At 39.9% G+C, this 18,097-nt stretch carries 21 protein-coding genes; 11 read left to right on the top strand and 10 right to left on the bottom strand.

Annotation, left to right across the window (positions count from 1 at the left end; genetic code table 11):
* Positions 1-10: 10 nt before the first annotated feature.
* Genes rpoN through C0T34_RS08065 form a run of 7 tightly spaced genes read right to left on the bottom strand, consistent with a single transcriptional unit; the run spans position 11 to position 5,951 of the window.
* Positions 11-1,492 carry an RNA polymerase factor sigma-54 gene (gene rpoN, locus C0T34_RS08095; RefSeq protein ID WP_098941211.1) on the bottom strand — a complete coding sequence of 494 codons (1,482 nt, stop codon included), beginning with the start codon at positions 1,490-1,492 and terminating at the stop codon, positions 11-13.
* A 59-nt stretch (positions 1,493-1,551) separates the two neighbouring features.
* Positions 1,552-2,277, bottom strand: a complete 726-nt coding sequence (gene lptB, locus C0T34_RS08090; protein ID WP_006535352.1) for an LPS export ABC transporter ATP-binding protein — start codon at positions 2,275-2,277, stop codon at positions 1,552-1,554.
* A 6-nt stretch (positions 2,278-2,283) separates the two neighbouring features.
* Complete coding sequence (lptA, locus tag C0T34_RS08085; protein WP_075671459.1) at positions 2,284-2,817, bottom strand: lipopolysaccharide ABC transporter substrate-binding protein LptA; 534 nt, start codon at positions 2,815-2,817, stop codon at positions 2,284-2,286.
* Positions 2,798-3,376, bottom strand: a complete 579-nt coding sequence (gene lptC / locus C0T34_RS08080) for an LPS export ABC transporter periplasmic protein LptC (RefSeq protein ID WP_075671457.1) — start codon at positions 3,374-3,376, stop codon at positions 2,798-2,800. The genes lptA and lptC overlap by 20 nt, the downstream gene beginning before the upstream one ends.
* Positions 3,377-3,392: 16 nt before the next feature.
* Positions 3,393-3,950: a 3-deoxy-manno-octulosonate-8-phosphatase KdsC gene (gene kdsC, locus C0T34_RS08075; protein ID WP_098941210.1), complete on the bottom strand. Its 558-nt coding sequence runs from the start codon at positions 3,948-3,950 to the stop codon at positions 3,393-3,395.
* A 27-nt stretch (positions 3,951-3,977) separates the two neighbouring features.
* Entirely contained in the window at positions 3,978-4,952 is a 975-nt protein-coding gene (kdsD, locus tag C0T34_RS08070) for an arabinose-5-phosphate isomerase KdsD (protein ID WP_075671453.1), read from the bottom strand.
* A gap of 18 nt (positions 4,953-4,970) precedes the next feature.
* Positions 4,971-5,951, bottom strand: a complete 981-nt coding sequence (locus C0T34_RS08065; RefSeq protein ID WP_098941209.1) for a calcium/sodium antiporter — start codon at positions 5,949-5,951, stop codon at positions 4,971-4,973.
* A gap of 239 nt (positions 5,952-6,190) precedes the next feature.
* Here C0T34_RS08065 and mlaF point away from each other — a divergent pair, with 239 nt between their 5' ends.
* The 9 genes from mlaF (at position 6,191) to C0T34_RS08020 (ending at position 12,579) form a co-directional block, all read left to right on the top strand.
* Positions 6,191-7,003: a phospholipid ABC transporter ATP-binding protein MlaF gene (gene mlaF, locus C0T34_RS08060; RefSeq protein WP_098941208.1), complete on the top strand. Its 813-nt coding sequence runs from the start codon at positions 6,191-6,193 to the stop codon at positions 7,001-7,003.
* Positions 7,004-7,006: 3 nt separating this feature from the next.
* Positions 7,007-7,786 carry a lipid asymmetry maintenance ABC transporter permease subunit MlaE gene (gene mlaE / locus C0T34_RS08055; protein ID WP_075671447.1) on the top strand — a complete coding sequence of 260 codons (780 nt, stop codon included), beginning with the start codon at positions 7,007-7,009 and terminating at the stop codon, positions 7,784-7,786.
* Between the two features lie 3 nt (positions 7,787-7,789).
* The gene (gene mlaD, locus C0T34_RS08050) at positions 7,790-8,326 is read left to right on the top strand and encodes an outer membrane lipid asymmetry maintenance protein MlaD (protein ID WP_098941207.1); all 537 of its coding nucleotides are present in this window, start codon (positions 7,790-7,792) and stop codon (positions 8,324-8,326) included.
* An 86-nt stretch (positions 8,327-8,412) separates the two neighbouring features.
* Positions 8,413-9,042: a phospholipid-binding protein MlaC gene (mlaC, locus tag C0T34_RS08045; RefSeq protein ID WP_098941206.1), complete on the top strand. Its 630-nt coding sequence runs from the start codon at positions 8,413-8,415 to the stop codon at positions 9,040-9,042.
* Between the two features lies 1 nt (position 9,043).
* Positions 9,044-9,337: a lipid asymmetry maintenance protein MlaB gene (gene mlaB, locus C0T34_RS08040; protein ID WP_098941205.1), complete on the top strand. Its 294-nt coding sequence runs from the start codon at positions 9,044-9,046 to the stop codon at positions 9,335-9,337.
* 140 nt (positions 9,338-9,477) lie between these two features.
* A complete protein-coding gene (gene ibaG / locus C0T34_RS08035; protein WP_006535338.1) occupies positions 9,478-9,732 on the top strand; it encodes a BolA family iron metabolism protein IbaG in 255 nt (84 codons plus the stop codon).
* Between the two features lie 48 nt (positions 9,733-9,780).
* On the top strand, positions 9,781-11,043 hold the full coding sequence (gene murA / locus C0T34_RS08030; protein ID WP_098941204.1) for a UDP-N-acetylglucosamine 1-carboxyvinyltransferase: 1,263 nt from the start codon (positions 9,781-9,783) through the stop codon (positions 11,041-11,043).
* A gap of 195 nt (positions 11,044-11,238) precedes the next feature.
* Positions 11,239-12,300 (top strand): DUF2157 domain-containing protein, encoded by a 1,062-nt coding sequence (locus C0T34_RS08025; protein ID WP_109849989.1) that lies wholly within the window; start codon positions 11,239-11,241, stop codon positions 12,298-12,300.
* 33 nt (positions 12,301-12,333) lie between these two features.
* Complete coding sequence (locus C0T34_RS08020; protein WP_098941202.1) at positions 12,334-12,579, top strand: CPCC family cysteine-rich protein; 246 nt, start codon at positions 12,334-12,336, stop codon at positions 12,577-12,579.
* Between the two features lie 26 nt (positions 12,580-12,605).
* Here C0T34_RS08020 and degS read toward each other — a convergent pair whose 3' ends face one another.
* From degS to zapG, 3 genes are all read right to left on the bottom strand, one after another.
* The gene (gene degS / locus C0T34_RS08015; protein WP_098941201.1) at positions 12,606-13,676 is read right to left on the bottom strand and encodes an outer membrane-stress sensor serine endopeptidase DegS; all 1,071 of its coding nucleotides are present in this window, start codon (positions 13,674-13,676) and stop codon (positions 12,606-12,608) included.
* A gap of 208 nt (positions 13,677-13,884) precedes the next feature.
* A complete protein-coding gene (degQ, locus tag C0T34_RS08010) occupies positions 13,885-15,276 on the bottom strand; it encodes a serine endoprotease DegQ (RefSeq protein WP_098941200.1) in 1,392 nt (463 codons plus the stop codon).
* A gap of 230 nt (positions 15,277-15,506) precedes the next feature.
* Entirely contained in the window at positions 15,507-15,911 is a 405-nt protein-coding gene (gene zapG, locus C0T34_RS08005; protein WP_075671429.1) for a Z-ring associated protein ZapG, read from the bottom strand.
* Positions 15,912-16,114: 203 nt separating this feature from the next.
* Here zapG and zapE point away from each other — a divergent pair, with 203 nt between their 5' ends.
* Both zapE and rplM read left to right on the top strand, forming a co-directional pair.
* The gene (zapE, locus tag C0T34_RS08000; protein ID WP_109849988.1) at positions 16,115-17,230 is read left to right on the top strand and encodes a cell division protein ZapE; all 1,116 of its coding nucleotides are present in this window, start codon (positions 16,115-16,117) and stop codon (positions 17,228-17,230) included.
* Between the two features lie 435 nt (positions 17,231-17,665).
* Entirely contained in the window at positions 17,666-18,094 is a 429-nt protein-coding gene (gene rplM / locus C0T34_RS07995; RefSeq protein ID WP_006535327.1) for a 50S ribosomal protein L13, read from the top strand.
* Positions 18,095-18,097 lie beyond the last annotated feature (3 nt).

The raw sequence follows: 18,097 nt of genomic DNA, 5'->3' as shown, positions 1-18,097 counted from the left end.
TCAATTATGCTCAAACCAACTCTTTGCGTTGATTTGAAGGCGGGATGGATAATGACTCTCTATACTTCGCAACAGTGCGTCGAGCAACTTGTATTCCAAGTTCTCCAAGCATATCAGCCAGTTTACTATCACTAAGTGGTTTCGCTGGATTTTCTGCTGCGATTAGTTTCTTCACTAAAGCCCTGATTGCTGTTGAAGAGGCTTCGCCTCCGCTATCAGTATTCACATGGCTAGAGAAAAAATACTTCAATTCGAAAATTCCTCTTGGGCAATGCAAAAATTTTTGCGTTGTCACTCGAGAAATGGTGGATTCGTGCATTTCAACCTGTTCAGCAATATCTGCTAACACAAGAGGTTTCATATGCTCTTCACCCAATTCGAAAAATGCCTGCTGTGTGTCAACAATGCAATGAGCGACTTTTAATAATGTCTCATTACGGCTTTCTAAACTTTTTATCAGCCATTTGGCTTCTTGTAAATTGTCACGAATAAATTTTCCATCGCTCTCATTTTGAGTCGATTGACTCAATGCCGCATAGGTCTCATTTATTCGTAGGCGAGGAATGCTATCTGTATTTAACTCAACTTGCCAGCGTTCACCTGATTTTTTTACCAGTATATCTGGAATAACATACTCTGACTCGCCTGTATCAATACTTAATCCGGGCTTAGGATCAAGAGACTGGATCATCTCAATAACAGATTTAAGGGTCTCTTCTCGCAACTTCGTTTGACGCATCAATTGGCGAAAGTCACGGTTACCTAGCAATTCTAAATATTGGCTAATCACTAACTGCGTTTCTTTAAGATAAGGTGTTTCTGTTGAAAAAGCGGATAGCTGAATCAAAAGACACTCTTTTAAATCACGCGCAGCAACACCTATAGGATCAAAGCGTTGGATACGTTTTAATACAGCCTCGACTTCATCAAGCTCTAACTCATCATCGCCCATTCCAGCAAGGATGTCATCTGTTGTGACAGTTAAATATCCTGTTTCATCAATAGCATCGATAATACTTATTGCAATAGCTCTGTCTGTTTCTGAAAATGGAGTGAGATCAGCCTGCCATGTTAGGTAATCTTGCAATGAAGCAGTTGTTTCGCCTTGATACAGTGGAAGTTCATCATCAGTATAGTCATTACTGGTGCCAGAAGGTGTGCCTGCGGTGTAGATCTCTTCCCATTGAGTATCTAAAGGGAGATCATCAGGCATCTCTTTTTGCTCTAAAGCATCCAGCGTATCGAACTCTTCAACTTCGTTTTCAGTTGTTGTTTCTGTTGTGGAGTCTGACTGATTTTCTGTATGAGAGGTATCATCTGAAACGGGATCTTGTTGATCATCGTCTTGTTCTAGAAGTGGATTAGACTCAAGCGCTTGCTGAATTTCTTGTTGTAATTCAAGCGTCGAAAGTTGCAACAAACGAATAGCCTGTTGTAGCTGTGGCGTCATGGCCAGTTGCTGACTAAGACGAAGTTGCAGACTTTGTTTCATAATAATGCGATGAGTCCTTTGCTGTTGTCATCCATGACAGAGTAAAAGTGAATCAAAGATTACAGGCGGAAGCCTTCACCTAAGTAAACACGTTTAACTTGCTCATTTTCAAGAATTTCTTCTGGTGAACCATGAGCAATAAGGTGACCTTGGCTGACGATATAAGCACGTTCACACACATCTAATGTTTCACGAACGTTATGGTCAGTAATTAGCACACCTAATCCATAATCACGTAGATGCTGGATAATTTTTTTAATATCTAATACTGAAATAGGGTCAACACCCGCAAAAGGTTCATCTAATAAAATGAATTTAGGGTTCGCTGCCAATGCCCGCGCGATTTCAACACGGCGACGTTCACCCCCTGATAATGATTGCCCTAAGCTGTTACGTAAGTGGCTGACATTAAACTCTTCTAGCAGCTCTTCTGCACGGTCTTTCCGTTCTTCAGGTGTTAGATCATGGCGGATTTCTAAGATCCCCATAATGTTGTCATAAACGCTTAAGCGTCTAAAAATAGACGCTTCTTGAGGAAGATAGCCAATGCCTTTACGTGCTCGTTCATGTAACGGTAACAGCGTAATGTCTTCATCATCAATTGTAATACTACCTGCATCACGAGCTACAATGCCAACAACCATATAAAATGTGGTTGTTTTACCTGCACCATTAGGTCCAAGTAAGCCGACAATCTCACCTGAATTAACGTTCAGGCTCACATCACCGACAACGGTGCGCCCTTTGTATGCTTTCGCTAAATTTTCAGCTTTTAACAGCGCCATAAAGTGTTACTTACCTTTGTTGTTAACACCAGGGCCTTTCTCTTGCAACTGGGAAGGCAGTAAAACAGTAGTTACTTGTTTACCTTTACCGCTAAAAGCTTCCATTTGCTGAGTTGGGACGAGATAAGTGATCTTATCACCGGTGATATTACTGTCTAATTGTTCAAGATAGGCTTTACCCGTTAAGGTCATTAGCTCTTTATCCATTTCATAGGTCATTTTCTCACCACGACCTTTGATAGGTTTGCCATCATCTTGTAACTGATAAAAAGTCACAGGGTTACCAAACGCTTCTATTACGATCCTTTTGGAGTCACCGCCTGGGCGTGTGACAACAACTTTATCAGCACGAATATCGATAGAACCTTGTTTGATCACAACATTTTGCGTAAAGGTTGTGACGTTTTTTTCTAGATCAAGCGACTGTTTCTCTGAGTTCACAACAATAGGTTGTTGTGTGTCATCTTTAAGCGCCATCGCAGGTACACTTATCGCTAAAAGTGTACCGATAATCAGTGTATTACGGATTTTTTGATTCATTAGGGATCTCATAATAGGTGTTTACCTTTTCAATCAGCTCTGCACGTTTCTCGCGCAGATTGCCTCGCATTTTTAAGCCGACTGATTTCAGTCCGACGCCGATAATAGTCACTTCATCATCAGAGGAAACATCCTGTGTATCCAAATTTGCAATAGCATTGTCTGTGCTTATTCTCTGTAGCTGAGAATCATCTGTTAAGCTATCAATTTGAACATCGCCATAAAGATAGAGCATTTTACTGTTTGTTAGCTTGGCTTTATTTGCGCGTACTGTCCATGTTGCATCCCCTGTCGGTGAATAGGTAGTTAAGACAGGGTTAGTAAACCATGTAAACTTTTGCTGAGCATAGTTTTTGACATCATCAGCAACAAGTTTATATCCGAGTATACCTGTTGGCTCGTAAACAAAAGATATCGATGATTTGGATTGATAGGTTGGCTGACCATCATCAACAATCTCACCATCACCGAATTCAGTGTTATTAGTATAGTTCCAGCCAATCAGCCCAAGGGCGATAATGGCAAGAATTAAGGTAAACCAGGATTTTAATTTATTCATTCTGTATCGTTATACGTTAAATCGAAAGACCTTTAGCTTCTTCAAGCCGACCTTGCGCTAAAAGGATTAAATCACACAATTCTCGTACTGCACCACGACCACCCGCAATGCGTGTCACGTAATTTGCACGAGGTGTAAGTAATGGATGTGCATCAGCTACGGCGACAGAAAGCCCCACTTTTTCCATTACAGGTAAATCAATCAGGTCGTCACCAATATAGGCTGTTTGTTCAGGTTTAAGGTTTAGTGTATCTAACAGTTGTTGATACGCCAAAAGCTTATTATGCTGACCTTGGTAAAGATATGTAATGCCAAGAGTTTTAGCACGATCTTCTAACAGTTTAGACTGACGACCTGTAATGATAGCAACCTCAATGCCGGATGTAAGCAAACAACGGATGCCATACCCATCACGGACATTAAAGGCTTTTAATTCTTCGCCATTATTGCCCATGTAAATGAGTCCGTCCGACATCACACCATCAACATCACAAATCAGCAATTGGATTTTTTCTGCTTTTTTGATGATTTGCTCACTTACTGCACCATAACAAGTTTCTATCATTGTATTCATTTTTATCCTTTGAACGTTATGAATAGCTTATACAACACCAGCCTGTAATAAATCATGCATATGTAAAACACCTAACAGGATATCACTATCTTGTTCTGTTACTAATAGTGAGGTGATATGTTTTGCTTGCATTAAATTTAGTGCTTCAACCGCCAAGCAATCGGGGCGAATACGAATACCGCCTCTTGTCATAACATCTGATATTTTGGCATTGTTAAGATCTATCCCTAAATCAAATATTCTTCGTAAATCACCGTCAGTAAAGATACCGTTGATCAGCATACTATCATCACAAATAACGGTCATACCTAATTTTTTACGGGTTATCTCGACAAGGGCTTCACGTAAAGTGGCGTCTTTAGTGACGCGTGGAATATCCGCCTCTTTATTCATTAAATCACTGACATGAAGGAGTAATTTACGGCCTAATGCACCACCTGGATGAGAAAGCGCAAAATCTTCAGCCGTAAAACCTCGGGCACGTAACAGTGCGATCGCGAGTGCATCTCCCATTACTAAGGTTGCCGTTGTACTGGTTGTTGGTGCAAGGCCTAAAGGACAGGCTTCTTTAGGTACTTTGATACAAAGATGAATATCAGACGCTTTCCCCATTGTACTTTGAGGAGTGCGTGTCATACAAATCAGTGTTATCTGTTTACGTTTAAGTACTGGGATCAGCGCGAGGATCTCGCTGGCTTCACCTGAGTTTGAAATTGCCAGAACGATATCTTTTTCTGTTACCATGCCTAAGTCACCATGGCTTGCTTCACCGGGATGAACAAAGAAAGAAGGTGTTCCTGTGCTGGCGAATGTAGCCGCAATTTTATGTCCAATATGGCCAGATTTACCCATACCCATAACAATGACTCTACCTTGGCAGTGGAAAATTTTTTCACAGGCAAGAGTGAAGTCATCATTGATGTATTGTTCTAGTTCAGCTAACCCATCACGCTCAATATGAAGGACTTTTTTACCCGCTTGCTGAAAATCAAACTCGGTCATTTTTTTGTACCATTTATTTTAGGTTAAGAGAGAATGTGCGACGCACAACACCGTAATATAAACAATAAAGCAAACTAACAAGAATATCCCTTTTCCTCGATTAAGGCGTCGTTTACGCCCTAATGAAAAGAGAGAAAACAGTAAACTGGCGACACCAAGCACTGCAAAGCTAAAATAAAATGTGTTGATATTAAATGTGCTTGGTGAAAGTAATGCTGGCATTCCTAACACAAAAGTTAGATTGAAAATATTAGCACCTATAATATTCCCTAATGCTAATTCATTCTCGCGTCTTAGTGCTGCCACAATAGTTGTGGCTAATTCAGGTAGGCTGGTTCCAATAGATAGCAAGGTTAAACCAACAAAAAAGCCACTAAGATGATACTGTTGCATTAAAATAAAGACATTATCCAATATCATTTGAGTAGCAACTGGAATAATAAGTAAAGCAATCACAACCCAAAAAAGTGCAACAGAATTACGGGGATTTGTCTGTAATTCGAAACGCGTTAAGGTTTCTAAAGGTAATACGTGACGCTCTTGTGTTAGTGTTTTATGCATCGTTTTTATCATTAGAAAGATGGATGCAAAACCAATAAAAAAGAGTAGCGTACCTTCTCTAAGCCCTAAGTTTCCGCTAGAAACGATAATGCCAACGAGCATGATGACTATAATCATCAAAGGAAGCTCTTTTTTGAGCACTGCGGATTGAATATTCATGGGATAAATCATCGCGCCAATACCTGCGATGAGAAGAAGATTGGTGAGTGTAGAGCCAATGGCTGTCCCGATAGCAATATCAGGTAAATTATGCACAGCGGCATCGGTTGAAACAAAAAGCTCAGGCAGTGAAGTACCTGTGCCTACAATTAAGATACCGATAACGGCTGGTGGGATTTTTAACGATTGCGCAAAAACGCTCGCACCATAAACTAATCGGTCTGATGCATAAACGAGTAGCATCAACCCAAAAATTAAAAGAGACAAAGTAATCAACATGCCATCAGTTTTCCAACAATGAGCGAATAAAGAAAAAACCAATAAGACAGGGCTGATAAAAAAACATATTGTCAAAAGGTTTTGCTAATTAACCATATTTTGACTAGCCAAGCACGAAAAGTAAAATTAACCGTGCAATAAATTGCTAAATAGTGGTGATTTCTTTGTAACATAGTGAATGACCTGCCAAAATAGCGTAAAAATTCGTTTATGCAGACAGGCTTGAGGATGTTTTATTCATGAACGCACAATCTGACAATCTAATTGAAGTGCGCAATATGAACTTCACTCGCGGTAGCAGAAAGATCTTCTCTGAGATTAATCTTGTTGTACCAAGAGGAAAAGTGACTGCGATTATGGGCCCTTCAGGGATTGGTAAAACAACCTTGTTACGCCTAATGGGAGGACAAATTCTCCCAGACAGTGGTGAAATTTGGTTTGATGGCGAAAATATTCCTGCGCTATCACGCTCTGCGTTGTATCAGGCAAGAAAGAAAATGAGTATGCTTTTTCAATCAGGTGCACTGTTTACAGACATGAATGTGTTTGAAAATGTGGCATTTCCACTAAGAGAGCATACAAATTTACCTGAAGCATTGATCCGTACAACGGTGATGATGAAACTTGAAGCTGTAGGTTTACGTGGTGCGGCAAGTTTAATGCCTTCTGAATTATCAGGAGGAATGGCGAGAAGGGCGGCATTAGCAAGGGCTATTGCGCTTGATCCTGAACTGATTATGTTTGATGAGCCATTTGTTGGGCAAGATCCAATCACCATGGGTGTGCTTGTTAAGTTAATTGATGAGTTAAATCATGCGCTTGGTGTGACTTGTGTTGTGGTTTCCCATGATGTACCTGAAGTGTTAAGTATCGCAGATTACGCTTATATTGTTGCAGAGCAGAAAGTCATTGCTCAAGGTAGCGCACAAGAATTACAGGACAATCCAAATAGGCAAGTAAGACAGTTTTTAGATGGTATTGCTGATGGCCCTGTACCATTCCGTTTTCCTGCGGGAGATTATCAGGACGACCTATTAGGACGAGGAAATTAGTACGTGGTAAATTTATTATCTCGCATTGGCGTTAGAGCGTTAGCGATTTTTGCAACCTTCGGTAGAGCTGGCATCATGCTCTTTCGAGCATTAGTCGGTAAGCCTGAATTTCGTAAACAGTGGCCTCTGTTACTGAAGCAGCTGTATAACGTAGGCGTTCAATCCTTATTAATTATCATGGTGTCTGGCTTATTTATTGGCATGGTGTTGGGATTACAAGGCTATCTTGTTTTAACAACCTTTAGTGCTGAAGCTAGTCTTGGCATGATGGTCGCACTTTCATTGTTAAGAGAATTAGGCCCAGTTGTTACGGCATTATTATTTGCGGGTCGTGCGGGCTCGGCTTTAACAGCTGAAATCGGCTTAATGAAAGCCACAGAACAAATTTCCAGTTTAGAAATGATGGCTGTCGATCCTTTAAGACGTGTCGTTGCGCCCCGTTTTTGGGCGGGTCTTATTAGTATGCCATTGCTTTCACTTATTTTTGTTGCCATCGGTATCTGGGGGGGAGCAATTGTAGGTGTGGATTGGAAAGGGATCGATGAAGGCTTTTTCTGGGCATCTATGCAAGGTGCCGTTGAATGGCGACTCGATTTAGTAAACTGCTTTATTAAAAGTGTCGTTTTTGCTATTACCGTCACTTGGATAGCGCTCTTTAACGGGTATGACGCAATCCCAACATCAGAAGGGATTAGCAGAGCAACAACACGTACCGTTGTTCATTCATCGTTAGCCGTATTGGGTTTAGATTTTGTGCTAACAGCACTGATGTTTGGGAACTAAGTCATGCAAAGTAAAAAAATTGAAGTTTGGGTTGGTCTATTTGTTTTGATTGCGTTAGCTGCCGTGATTTTCTTATGCCTTAAAGTGGCTGATATTAAAGAAATGGGTAATCAACCGACTTATCGCGTTTATGCCAGCTTCGGTAATATTGGTGGGTTAAAAGAACGTTCCCCAGTTAAGATTGGTGGTGTGGTGATTGGCCGTGTTTCTTCTATCACTTTAAAAGAAGAAGATGAAGGGAATTATCGCCCTGAAGTCGCGCTCGATATTCTGAGCATTTATGACCACATTCCAGAAAGTAGCTCACTGTCTATTCGTACATCGGGTTTATTAGGTGAACAATTCCTTGCATTGAATTTAGGCTTTTATGATGAAGCATTAGATTCTACTCTGCTCAAAGACGGAGGACGGATCACAAACACCAATTCAGCAATGGTATTAGAAGATCTGATTGGTCAATTCCTTTATAAAACGGGTGATGGTGATGGTTCAGCAAAATCTGAATCTGAACCGACTGAAGAACATCCAGCATTACCTTAATCATTAATTCCTATACGATGCACTTATACATTTAGCGTCATAAATGCATCGTATTATCGAAACCCTATTTGAGGAGAAGCGAACGTATGTTTAAACGCTTATTGATGGTCGCACTATTAGTGATAACACCTTTTGCAATGGCAGTCGATAAAACCAATCCTTACGCATTGATGGAAGATGCGGCGCAAAAGACTTTTAGTAAATTAAAAAATGAACAGCCTGAAATTCGTAAAAACCCTGAAGTTTTACGTCAAATTGTTCAGCAAGAATTATTGCCTTATGTACATATTAAATATGCGGGCGCATTAGTGTTAGGACCGCATTATCGTAATGCAACACCTGCACAACGTGAGGCTTATTTCACGGCATTTGAAGCGTATCTTGCTCAAGTATATGGTCAAGCATTAGCGATGTATGAAGGCCAAGAGTACCGTATTGAGCCTGCAAAACCTTTCGCAGATAAATCAACTTTAACTATTCGTGTCACTATCATTGATACAAATGGTCGCCCACCTGTTCGTCTTGATTTCCAATGGCGTAAAAATAGCAAAACAGGCGAATGGCAGGCGTATGATATGATTGCTGAAGGTGTCAGCATGATCACAACAAAACAGAATGAGTGGTCAGATATTTTAAATTCTAAAGGTGTTGATGGTTTAACAAAACAGTTAGAAATCAGTGCTAAAACACCAATTACACTGGATGAGAAAAAATAACATGTCAGCTTCGTTAAATTGGGAAAAAAAGGAGGGTGTCCTCTATTTCCAAGGAACGCTAGATCGTGAAACGTTATTGCCTGCTTGGCAGCAACGTAAAGCATTATTAGCTGATATTAATATCATCGATATTTCTGCCTTAGGACATATTGATTCAACAGGATTGGCGCTTTTTGTTCACTTAAAAGCAGAAATGGAAGAGCAAAATCGTCAATTTATTATTCAAGGCGTAAGTGAGCGTTTTCAGACCTTAATTACACTCTATGATCTTGATGAAATTATGAATATTGCCTAATACAGATTTTGAGTAAAGGTATTAAAAAGCCCCCTTCGTGATACTTTTATCATTAAGGGGGTTTTTGATGGTTTAAGAGTAGAGCGGATTCCATTAGGATAGACGACTGATTATTATTTTAACGTTGAGATTGAGCAATTATGGATACAAATGAAATCAAACAAGTATTAATGGACAGCCTGTCTTTAGATGAAGTCATCGTCAATGGTGATGGTAGTCACTTTCAAGTTGTCGTTGTTGGCGCAATGTTTGAGGGAATGAGCAGAGTAAAACAACAACAAACCATTTATGCCCCTTTGATGGAATATATCGCAGATAACCGTATTCACGCTTTGTCTATTAAAGCCTACACACCTGAAGAGTGGAAGAGAGATCGTAAACTTAACGGGCTTTGATTCAGTAGGTATACAGCGTACAGCAAAATAAAAAAGAGAGTTCTACAGATGGATAAATTTAGAGTACAAGGGCCAACCTGTTTATCAGGTGAGGTCACTATTTCAGGCGCAAAAAATGCCGCACTACCAATCCTGTTCGCTGCGATCCTTGCCGAAGAGCCAGTAGAATTAACGAATGTTCCTAAATTAAAAGATATCGATACCACGATTAAGTTACTTAATCGCTTAGGAACTAATGTTGAACGCAATGGCTCTGTTTTCGTTGATGCTCGTAACATTAATGAATTTTGCGCTCCTTACGAATTAGTAAAAACCATGCGTGCTTCTATCTGGGCTTTAGGCCCGCTGGTGGCGCGTTTTGGTCAAGGTCAGGTTTCTTTACCGGGTGGTTGTGCCATTGGTGCTCGTCCTGTTGATCTGCATATTACAGGTTTAGAGCAATTAGGTGCTGAGATCACACTGGATGAAGGTTATGTGAAAGCACGTGTTGATGGACGTTTAAAAGGCGCGCATATCGTCATGGATAAAGTGAGCGTGGGTGCCACTATCACTATTATGACTGCTGCAGTATTAGCTGAAGGCAAAACCATCATTGAGAATGCTGCAAGAGAGCCTGAAATTGAAGATACTGCAAACTTCCTCAATACATTGGGTGCCAAAATCAGCGGTGCAGGCACAGATAGCATTACTATTGAAGGCGTAGAGCGTCTTGGTGGTGGTACTTATCAAATCCTACCTGATCGTATTGAAACAGGTACTTTCTTAGTTGCTGCTGCGATTTCTCGTGGTCGTGTTGTTTGCCGTAATGCGAAACCTGACACATTAGATGCTGTGTTGGCTAAATTACGTGAAGCAGGCGCCGATATTGAAGTTGGTGAAGATTGGATAAGCCTTGATATGCATGGTAAACGCCCTAAAGCAGTGACATTGCGTACTGCGCCACATCCGGGTTTCCCAACTGATATGCAAGCACAATTTAGCCTTTTAAACTTAGTGGCTGAAGGTGCAGGAATGATCACTGAAACTATTTTTGAAAATCGTTTTATGCACATTCCTGAGTTAATCCGTATGGGTGCTCACGCTGAAATCGAAAGTAATACTGTGTTATGCCACGGTGTTGAAAAACTTTCAGGCGCGCAAGTAATGGCAACGGATTTACGAGCTTCTGCAAGTTTAGTACTTGCAGGTTGTATTGCTCAAGGCACAACCATTGTTGATCGTATTTATCATATCGATCGTGGTTATGAAAATATTGAAGCTAAATTACAAGGGTTAGGGGCAAAAATAGAACGTTTGCACTCTAATGACTAATTTATTTTAGTTATCCTTTTTTAGTCATTTAAAACCATAGCGCATTGTTGTGCTATGGTTTTTTTTGCGCATTATTTTAATAAGACTCTCAATAGAATAGGATAATTCATAAGGCATTTCTTTCGTAGCAAGATACAGTAAGAAAAACAGACCTGTGTTATAAAAATCATTATGTGCTAAAAGGAAGGAATATATATGCAGGTAACAAGGAAACAAGAGCGCCTAGTTCGTCAAGCACTGGATGAATGGCAACAATCTGGTGAGATTTCAGAACAAGAATATCAGCAATTAGGAAGTACATTGCACCGAATTCCCTTTGATTGGAAACGGTTGAGTCGCTATGCATTTTGGATAGCAATGGTGTGCTTGATTATTGCTGCTGGCAGTATCTTTAGTGATAGTGAATTAATTTATTATCTCGTTGAGATTTTTAGTGTTTCTGAAATTATGCGAGTAATATCTCCTGCACTGATTGCTTCAGCGCTCTATTTTTGGGGATTTAAACGTCAGCAAAAAGAAATACAGTGGCATTACAGTACCGAATTTATTCTCTTTTTAGGTGTGATGTTTACGGCTATTTTTCTTTGGCAACTGGGAGAATTACTGGATACAGGAAGTGGCCATATTGCGCCTCTCTTTTTAATTGGCTGTGCCATTTATGGTGCAATTGGATTTATTAGTCGCTCCTCATTGGTGTGGTTATTCTTCTTATTGATGTTAGGAAATTGGTTTGGTGCTGAAACGGGCTATGTCTCTGGTTGGGGCGCTTATTGGTTAGGGATGAATTATCCTATCCGTTTCGTCTTCTTTGGCGCGATATTATTAGCAGGCTGTTATTTCCTACAAAGTGTGTTGGTACACCGTCGTTTATTTACCATGACAAAAATAATGGGGCTGACCTATCTGTTTATTGCGTTATGGATAATGTCTATTTTTGGTAATTACGATCCTGATACTTGGTATCGTACTTCAAGTGTGAATTTGTTACCTTGGGCACTGTTATTTGCAGTCGTTTCAGTTATCTGTATTTATATTAGTCTTAAAACAGATGACGGTATGTTAAGAGGTTTTGGCCTAACATTCCTTGGTATAAACCTTTATACCCGCTTTTTTGAATATTTCTGGAATAGTTTACACAGTGCGATTTTCTTCTTTATTTTGGCAGTTTCACTGATTTTTATTGGAAGAAAAGCCGAAAAGATTTGGCATGCTGTTGAAAATAATTCAATGGCCAATAAAGAGAGTAAGAGCGAATAGTATACTTAATAATGTGATAGGAGAGCCCATCCTATGGAAAAGCGAAGTTGTCATCTTCCTTTAGAAGTGAGTTGTGTTGCGTGCCATTATTTTGTTTTCAAAGATAAAGATGAGGCATTTTTTGAGATCTGCCCCGTATGTGGTTGGCAAAATGATGGTACTAAAGAAGGGCAATATAGCGGTTGTAATCACAGCACATTAGAGGATTATCGCAATACTGAAAGCTTTAAAGAAAATTGCTTACAAAGTGCGACGTTTTATATGAAATCTCCCTACTAGCCAAGCATAGGGAGATTTTTTGTTAGTTATGATTCTGGTTGGTATTCAGAAATAGTGACATCAACATTAATCTCATTACCTTCCCGTAATAACGTGACAGGTAATGCCGTACCAGGGCGTGTTTCTGCAATGTAATCCATCATTTCCATCGCGGAGGTTGCTGGCGCATGATTAATACTAAGGATGATATCACCTGTTTTTATTCCGGCTTTATCTGCTGGGCCATTTGGGGTGATCCTAAAAATGCGTAACCCTTGAATTTGCTTAATATCGGTATTTGATGAGCGAATTCTTGGTAATTCTTTTGCTGTAATACCAATAAAGCCACGGATAACACGACCATCACGAATTAGCTTATTCATAATTTTAACTGCAAGTTCGGTCGGAATAGCGAAACCTAACCCTTCGGCTGTAGGGCGGTATCCATTATAGCTTCCTGAATCAAACGTCATGGTATTAATGCCTACAAGTTCACCTTCAGTATTAATTAGCGCACCACCAGAGTTACCTTCATTAATTGAGGCATCTGTTTGTAGGAAATTTTGGTAACGTGTTGGACTTAATCCAACACGCCCCGTAGCACTGATGATCCCTTGTGTAATAGTTTGCCCAATATTAAATGGGTTACCAATAGCCAGCACAACATCACCTACATGAGAAATTCGTTTAGTATTAATGGGAATTGTAGGGAGTTTATCGGCATCTATTTTTAATACCGCAAGATCAGTTAAAGGATCGGAACCGACAAGTAAGCCTTCATAAAGATCACCATTTTGGAGTGCGATAAGGATCTGATCAGCGTTATTGATAACATGTTGATTTGTCAGAATATAACCACGACCATCCATAATAACGCCAGCGCCTAGAGATGTTAGTTCACGGCCTTCTTGAGAAAAACTTCCCATCGTACTGCTATAAACATTAACAACCGCAGGGGCAGCTCGTCGTACCGCGGTGTTATAGCTAAAAGGCGCATTGAGAAAATCACCATTAAGTAGGCGTTCAATAAAAATAGGGCGAATTGAAGGGACTGCAATCAAAAGAATTGCTGCTGTGAGAAGACCAATTAGTGTTGATCGCAGTAACTTAGTTAACATAAAAATCCTGTATTTATGTCTGACTGTGAAATTATTCGCGTAGGAGCGGTGAGAATAGCATAGTTTAACTTATGAAAGCATCGCTCAGCGCATAAAATCCCCATTTTAAGCCAATGACTCTTATCAAAAATAGGTATAAAAAAAGCCCTATAATGGAAGTTATAGGGCCAAAGAAATCAATAAATTAGATAGGTGAAAAGCTTACTTCTTAGCGCGGTGTATTACGTAACAGCAGGTAAATTTCTTCATTACCACGCTGAATATTCAATGCAAGAACAGGCGGTTTAGCGTCAATTGCTTTGCGTAAATCGCCTAGTGAGGTGATTGGCGTATTATTGATACCAATAATAAGGTCGCCTTTTTGCAAACCTGATGCCGCAGCCGCGGAATCTTTCTCAACAGAATCAACAGCAACTGCTTTAATTTGTTTGTTTAAGTAGTTACTTAATGTGGCACCTTGTAGTGCAGGAGAGAAGTTATCTGCGCGAGTTGCATCTGCCGATTGTTTCTCTAATGTCACTTTAACATCCATTGGTTTACCTTGACGGATCAAGCCAATTAGGATCTCTTTACCCGGAGGTGTAGTCCCCACTTTAGCTCTTAATTCAGCAAAGCTATTGATACGTTTGCCATCAACTGAAATTAAAACGTCACCCGGTTTAATGCCTGCTTTTGCAGCGGATGAATCTGGCATGACTTCGCTAACAAAAGCACCGCGTTGTGCATCAATATTAAAGGATTTCGCCAGATCAGAATTCATTTCTGTACCACGAATACCTAAGATGCCACGTTTAACTTCACCATGAGAAATCAGTTGTTGGCTAAGATCTCGCGCCATATTACTTGGGATGGCGAAGCCGATACCGATGTTGCCACCACCCGGTGCTAAAATAGCAGTGTTAATTCCGATTAACTCACCATTTAAGTTAACGAGTGCACCACCAGAGTTACCACGGTTGATTGAAGCATCAGTCTGGATAAAGTTCTCTAAACCTTCAAGATTTAAACCGCTACGACCTAATGCAGAAATAATACCGGATGTTGCCGTTTGGCCTAAACCAAATGGGTTACCTACTGCAACAGCAAAGTCACCAACACGTAATTGGTCAGAGTCTGCCATTTTAATTGCGGTTAAGTTAGTTGGTTTTTCAATTTGCAGTAATGCGATATCTGTTTGTGGATCGCTACCAATTAATTTTGCACTAAATTCACGACCATCATTAATTTGTAGTTGAATTTTATCTGCACCATCAACAACGTGATTGTTTGTTAATACATAGCCTTTTTGTGCATCAATAATGACACCTGAGCCTAAGCCTTCAAAAGGGCGAATACTTTGTTGTTGTGATGGGAAGTTTGGACCAAAGAAGAATTTGAATTCTTCAGGCACTTGCTGGCTTTGTACTCGTGTTCCTGAAACGTGCACACTGACAACAGCAGGTAACACTTTTTCTAACATCGGTGCAAGGCTTGGCAGTTGTTCGCCTGATGGCATAACTGCAGGCAGTGCCGCCATACTGGTTGCTGGAATAGTAGAGAGTGAAAGTCCGACACTCATTGCTAACGCACTAAGTAATAATTTTCTTTTTTTAGTCAACATGAATTAGAGTCTCTTGATACAGTTATCAAAATAAAAGTTATTGCTCAAAATGAGCTCGATGTCACTAAGACCTGTACTGACAAAGGAAAGTTCATTAAGACATGATGTGCTCTGCTTCCTTTTACATGGATTTACAAGACAAAAGCTATCTTTAAAACCATAGCAAATAATTGTCATTTTATGATATTTAGTAGAAAGAAAAACGCCACAATAAATGTGGCGTTTTAATATTAACTGTCTTTTTTCTCTGTGGGTCTGAACAATCCAGATGCCCCTTCGGAGTAATCACGAGGTGGCATTTTTATTGGAGATTGATCATTAGCCGCTTCTGACTCACTTAATCGGTAATTAAATGGATTTTCTTGAGCAGGCATATCAGGCATGAGCTCATTAGAGCTTTTTGCCATATGTTGATAAAGCTGACGGTAATCTCTCGCCATGTTATCTAATAGTTCAGCACTTCTAGCAAAGTGGCTGACAAGTTCATTGCGATAAGTATCAAGTTCTTCTTTTTTCGTGTCTAACTCTGCTTTGATAGCATCTTGTTGGCGAAGGGTGCTGTTACCGTAACGCATTGCAAGTGCGCCGATAATAAGACCGACAACTAATCCAATCAGTGCATAAACCCAAACCATGGCAACTCCTTTTCATCTAATAGTGAGGACGATGGATTCTTATAACATCATAACCGCTAAAAGGCATGGGTGGAATAATATCCTTAAGCTTAATATAAAATTCGTGTGTTACGTTGATGTTAAAACAATTCTTAATGCTTATAATAGAGGCATTCGACAGACACAAATCAGTATGTCAGAAAATTAAGGATAAGAGGGCATTCATGACTGTTAGTACGCCGTTATCACTTTATGAAGCCGCATTGAAGCAAGGTGATTATCAACCTGATGATGTTCAGAGAAAAACTGTTCTCCACCTTCAACAGATATACCATGCATTATTAAAAGAGACTCCACCAGAAAAAAATTCGCTAACACAGCGATTATTCGGGCGAATTCGCACAAAAAAACAGATTGTTGCACCAGAACGTGGTTTATATATGTGGGGTGGTGTTGGACGAGGTAAAACATGGTTGATGGATATGTTTTATCAAAGCTTGCCGACAGAGCGAAAACTTCGCTTACACTTCCATCGCTTTATGTTACGTGTTCAAGAAGAACTGAGAAACTTACAAGGGCATGAAAATCCGTTAGATATTATTGCTGATGGGTTTAAAGCACAAACCGATGTGCTCTGTTTTGATGAGTTTTTTGTTTCTGATATTACTGATGCAATGATTTTAGGTACCTTGCTTGAAGCGTTATTTGCCAGAGGTATCACGCTGGTGGCAACCTCAAATATTCCACCTGATGAGCTTTATCGTAATGGATTACAACGTTCTCGTTTTTTACCTGCAATAGAACAAATCAAACATCATTGTGACATTTTAAATGTTGATGCAGGTATTGATTATCGTCTTAGAACATTAACGCAAGCGCATCTTTTTTTATCTCCGCTTAACGATGAAAATCGTCAGGAGATGGATAGAATTTTCATGCATTTGGCAACCAGTGAACCACAAGTTGATTGTACCTTAACCATTAATCATCGCCCTATGAAAGTAAGAAAAGCGTCTAATGGTGTACTCGCTGTTAATTTTTCAACCTTGTGTATGGAGCCGCGTAGTCAGCTTGATTACATTGAACTTTCTAAGCATTACCACTCTGTTTTGTTATATGACATGAAACAAATGGGAACATTAAATGAAGACGCCGCACGTCGGTTTCTAGCGCTTGTTGATGAATTTTATGAGCGTAAGGTGAAACTTATTATTAATGCAAATGTAGAAATGAATGAGATTTACCAAGGTGATTTTTTACGTTTTGAATATCAACGTTGCCTATCTCGTTTACAAGAGATGCAAAGTGAAGAATATTTAGTTCAACCACATCTCGCTTAATTTTTAATTCTTGAAGAAAGTCATCTTTCATTATGGTAGGATGACGCAGGTTAAGTTGCTTGATGTTTTTTTTCTATGAAAATAGAAAGCATTAGGCAGCTTACAAGCGCTCTGGAAAGGAACAATTCTTCTCTTCAGGTAGCAAGAATTTATCAGTCAAATCAGAAAAAAGTGCCAGATTCGTTTTTTTCGCTGAAATATTGAAAAAGAATTCAATTGTTTTTCAATTATGACTCGATTTTTTTTTCTGACTTCTCTATAATCTTGCGACCCCACGTTGCAGCAAGTTTTTTATTTCCCAAAAAACTCGCATTTTAGAGTCAGCAGTGCTACTCGAAGGGGTAGGTTTGCTGGACACAAGAGTCGTGTGAACCTCAATAGTATTTGAACCGAGCGTTCACCAACGTGTAACTAAACATTGGGTAATTTTCAATAATGAAAACTTTTACAGCTAAACCAGAAACCGTAAAACGCGACTGGTACGTTGTTGATGCAGACGGCAAAACTTTAGGCCGTTTAGCAACTGAAATTGCTAGCCGTTTACGCGGTAAGCACAAAGCGGAATATACTCCGCACGTTGATACTGGTGATTACATCATCGTTTTAAACGCTGAGAAAGTAGCGGTAACTGGTCATAAACGTACTGACAAAGTTTACTACCGTCATACTGGTCACGTAGGTGGTATCAAACAAGCGACTTTCGAAGAGATGATCGCCCGTAGTCCTGAGCGTGTAATCGAAATCGCGGTAAAAGGCATGCTGCCAAAAGGGCCTCTGGGTCGTGCGATGTACCGTAAACTGAAAGTTTACGCAGGATCTGAGCACAACCACGCGGCACAACAACCGCAAGTTCTGGACATTTAATCG

The organism is Proteus sp. CA142267, from assembly GCF_003336825.1.
Taxonomy (GTDB): domain Bacteria; phylum Pseudomonadota; class Gammaproteobacteria; order Enterobacterales; family Enterobacteriaceae; genus Proteus; species Proteus terrae.
Note: the sequence above shows the minus strand (reverse complement) of the source record. Positions and strands in the feature narration are given on the sequence as shown.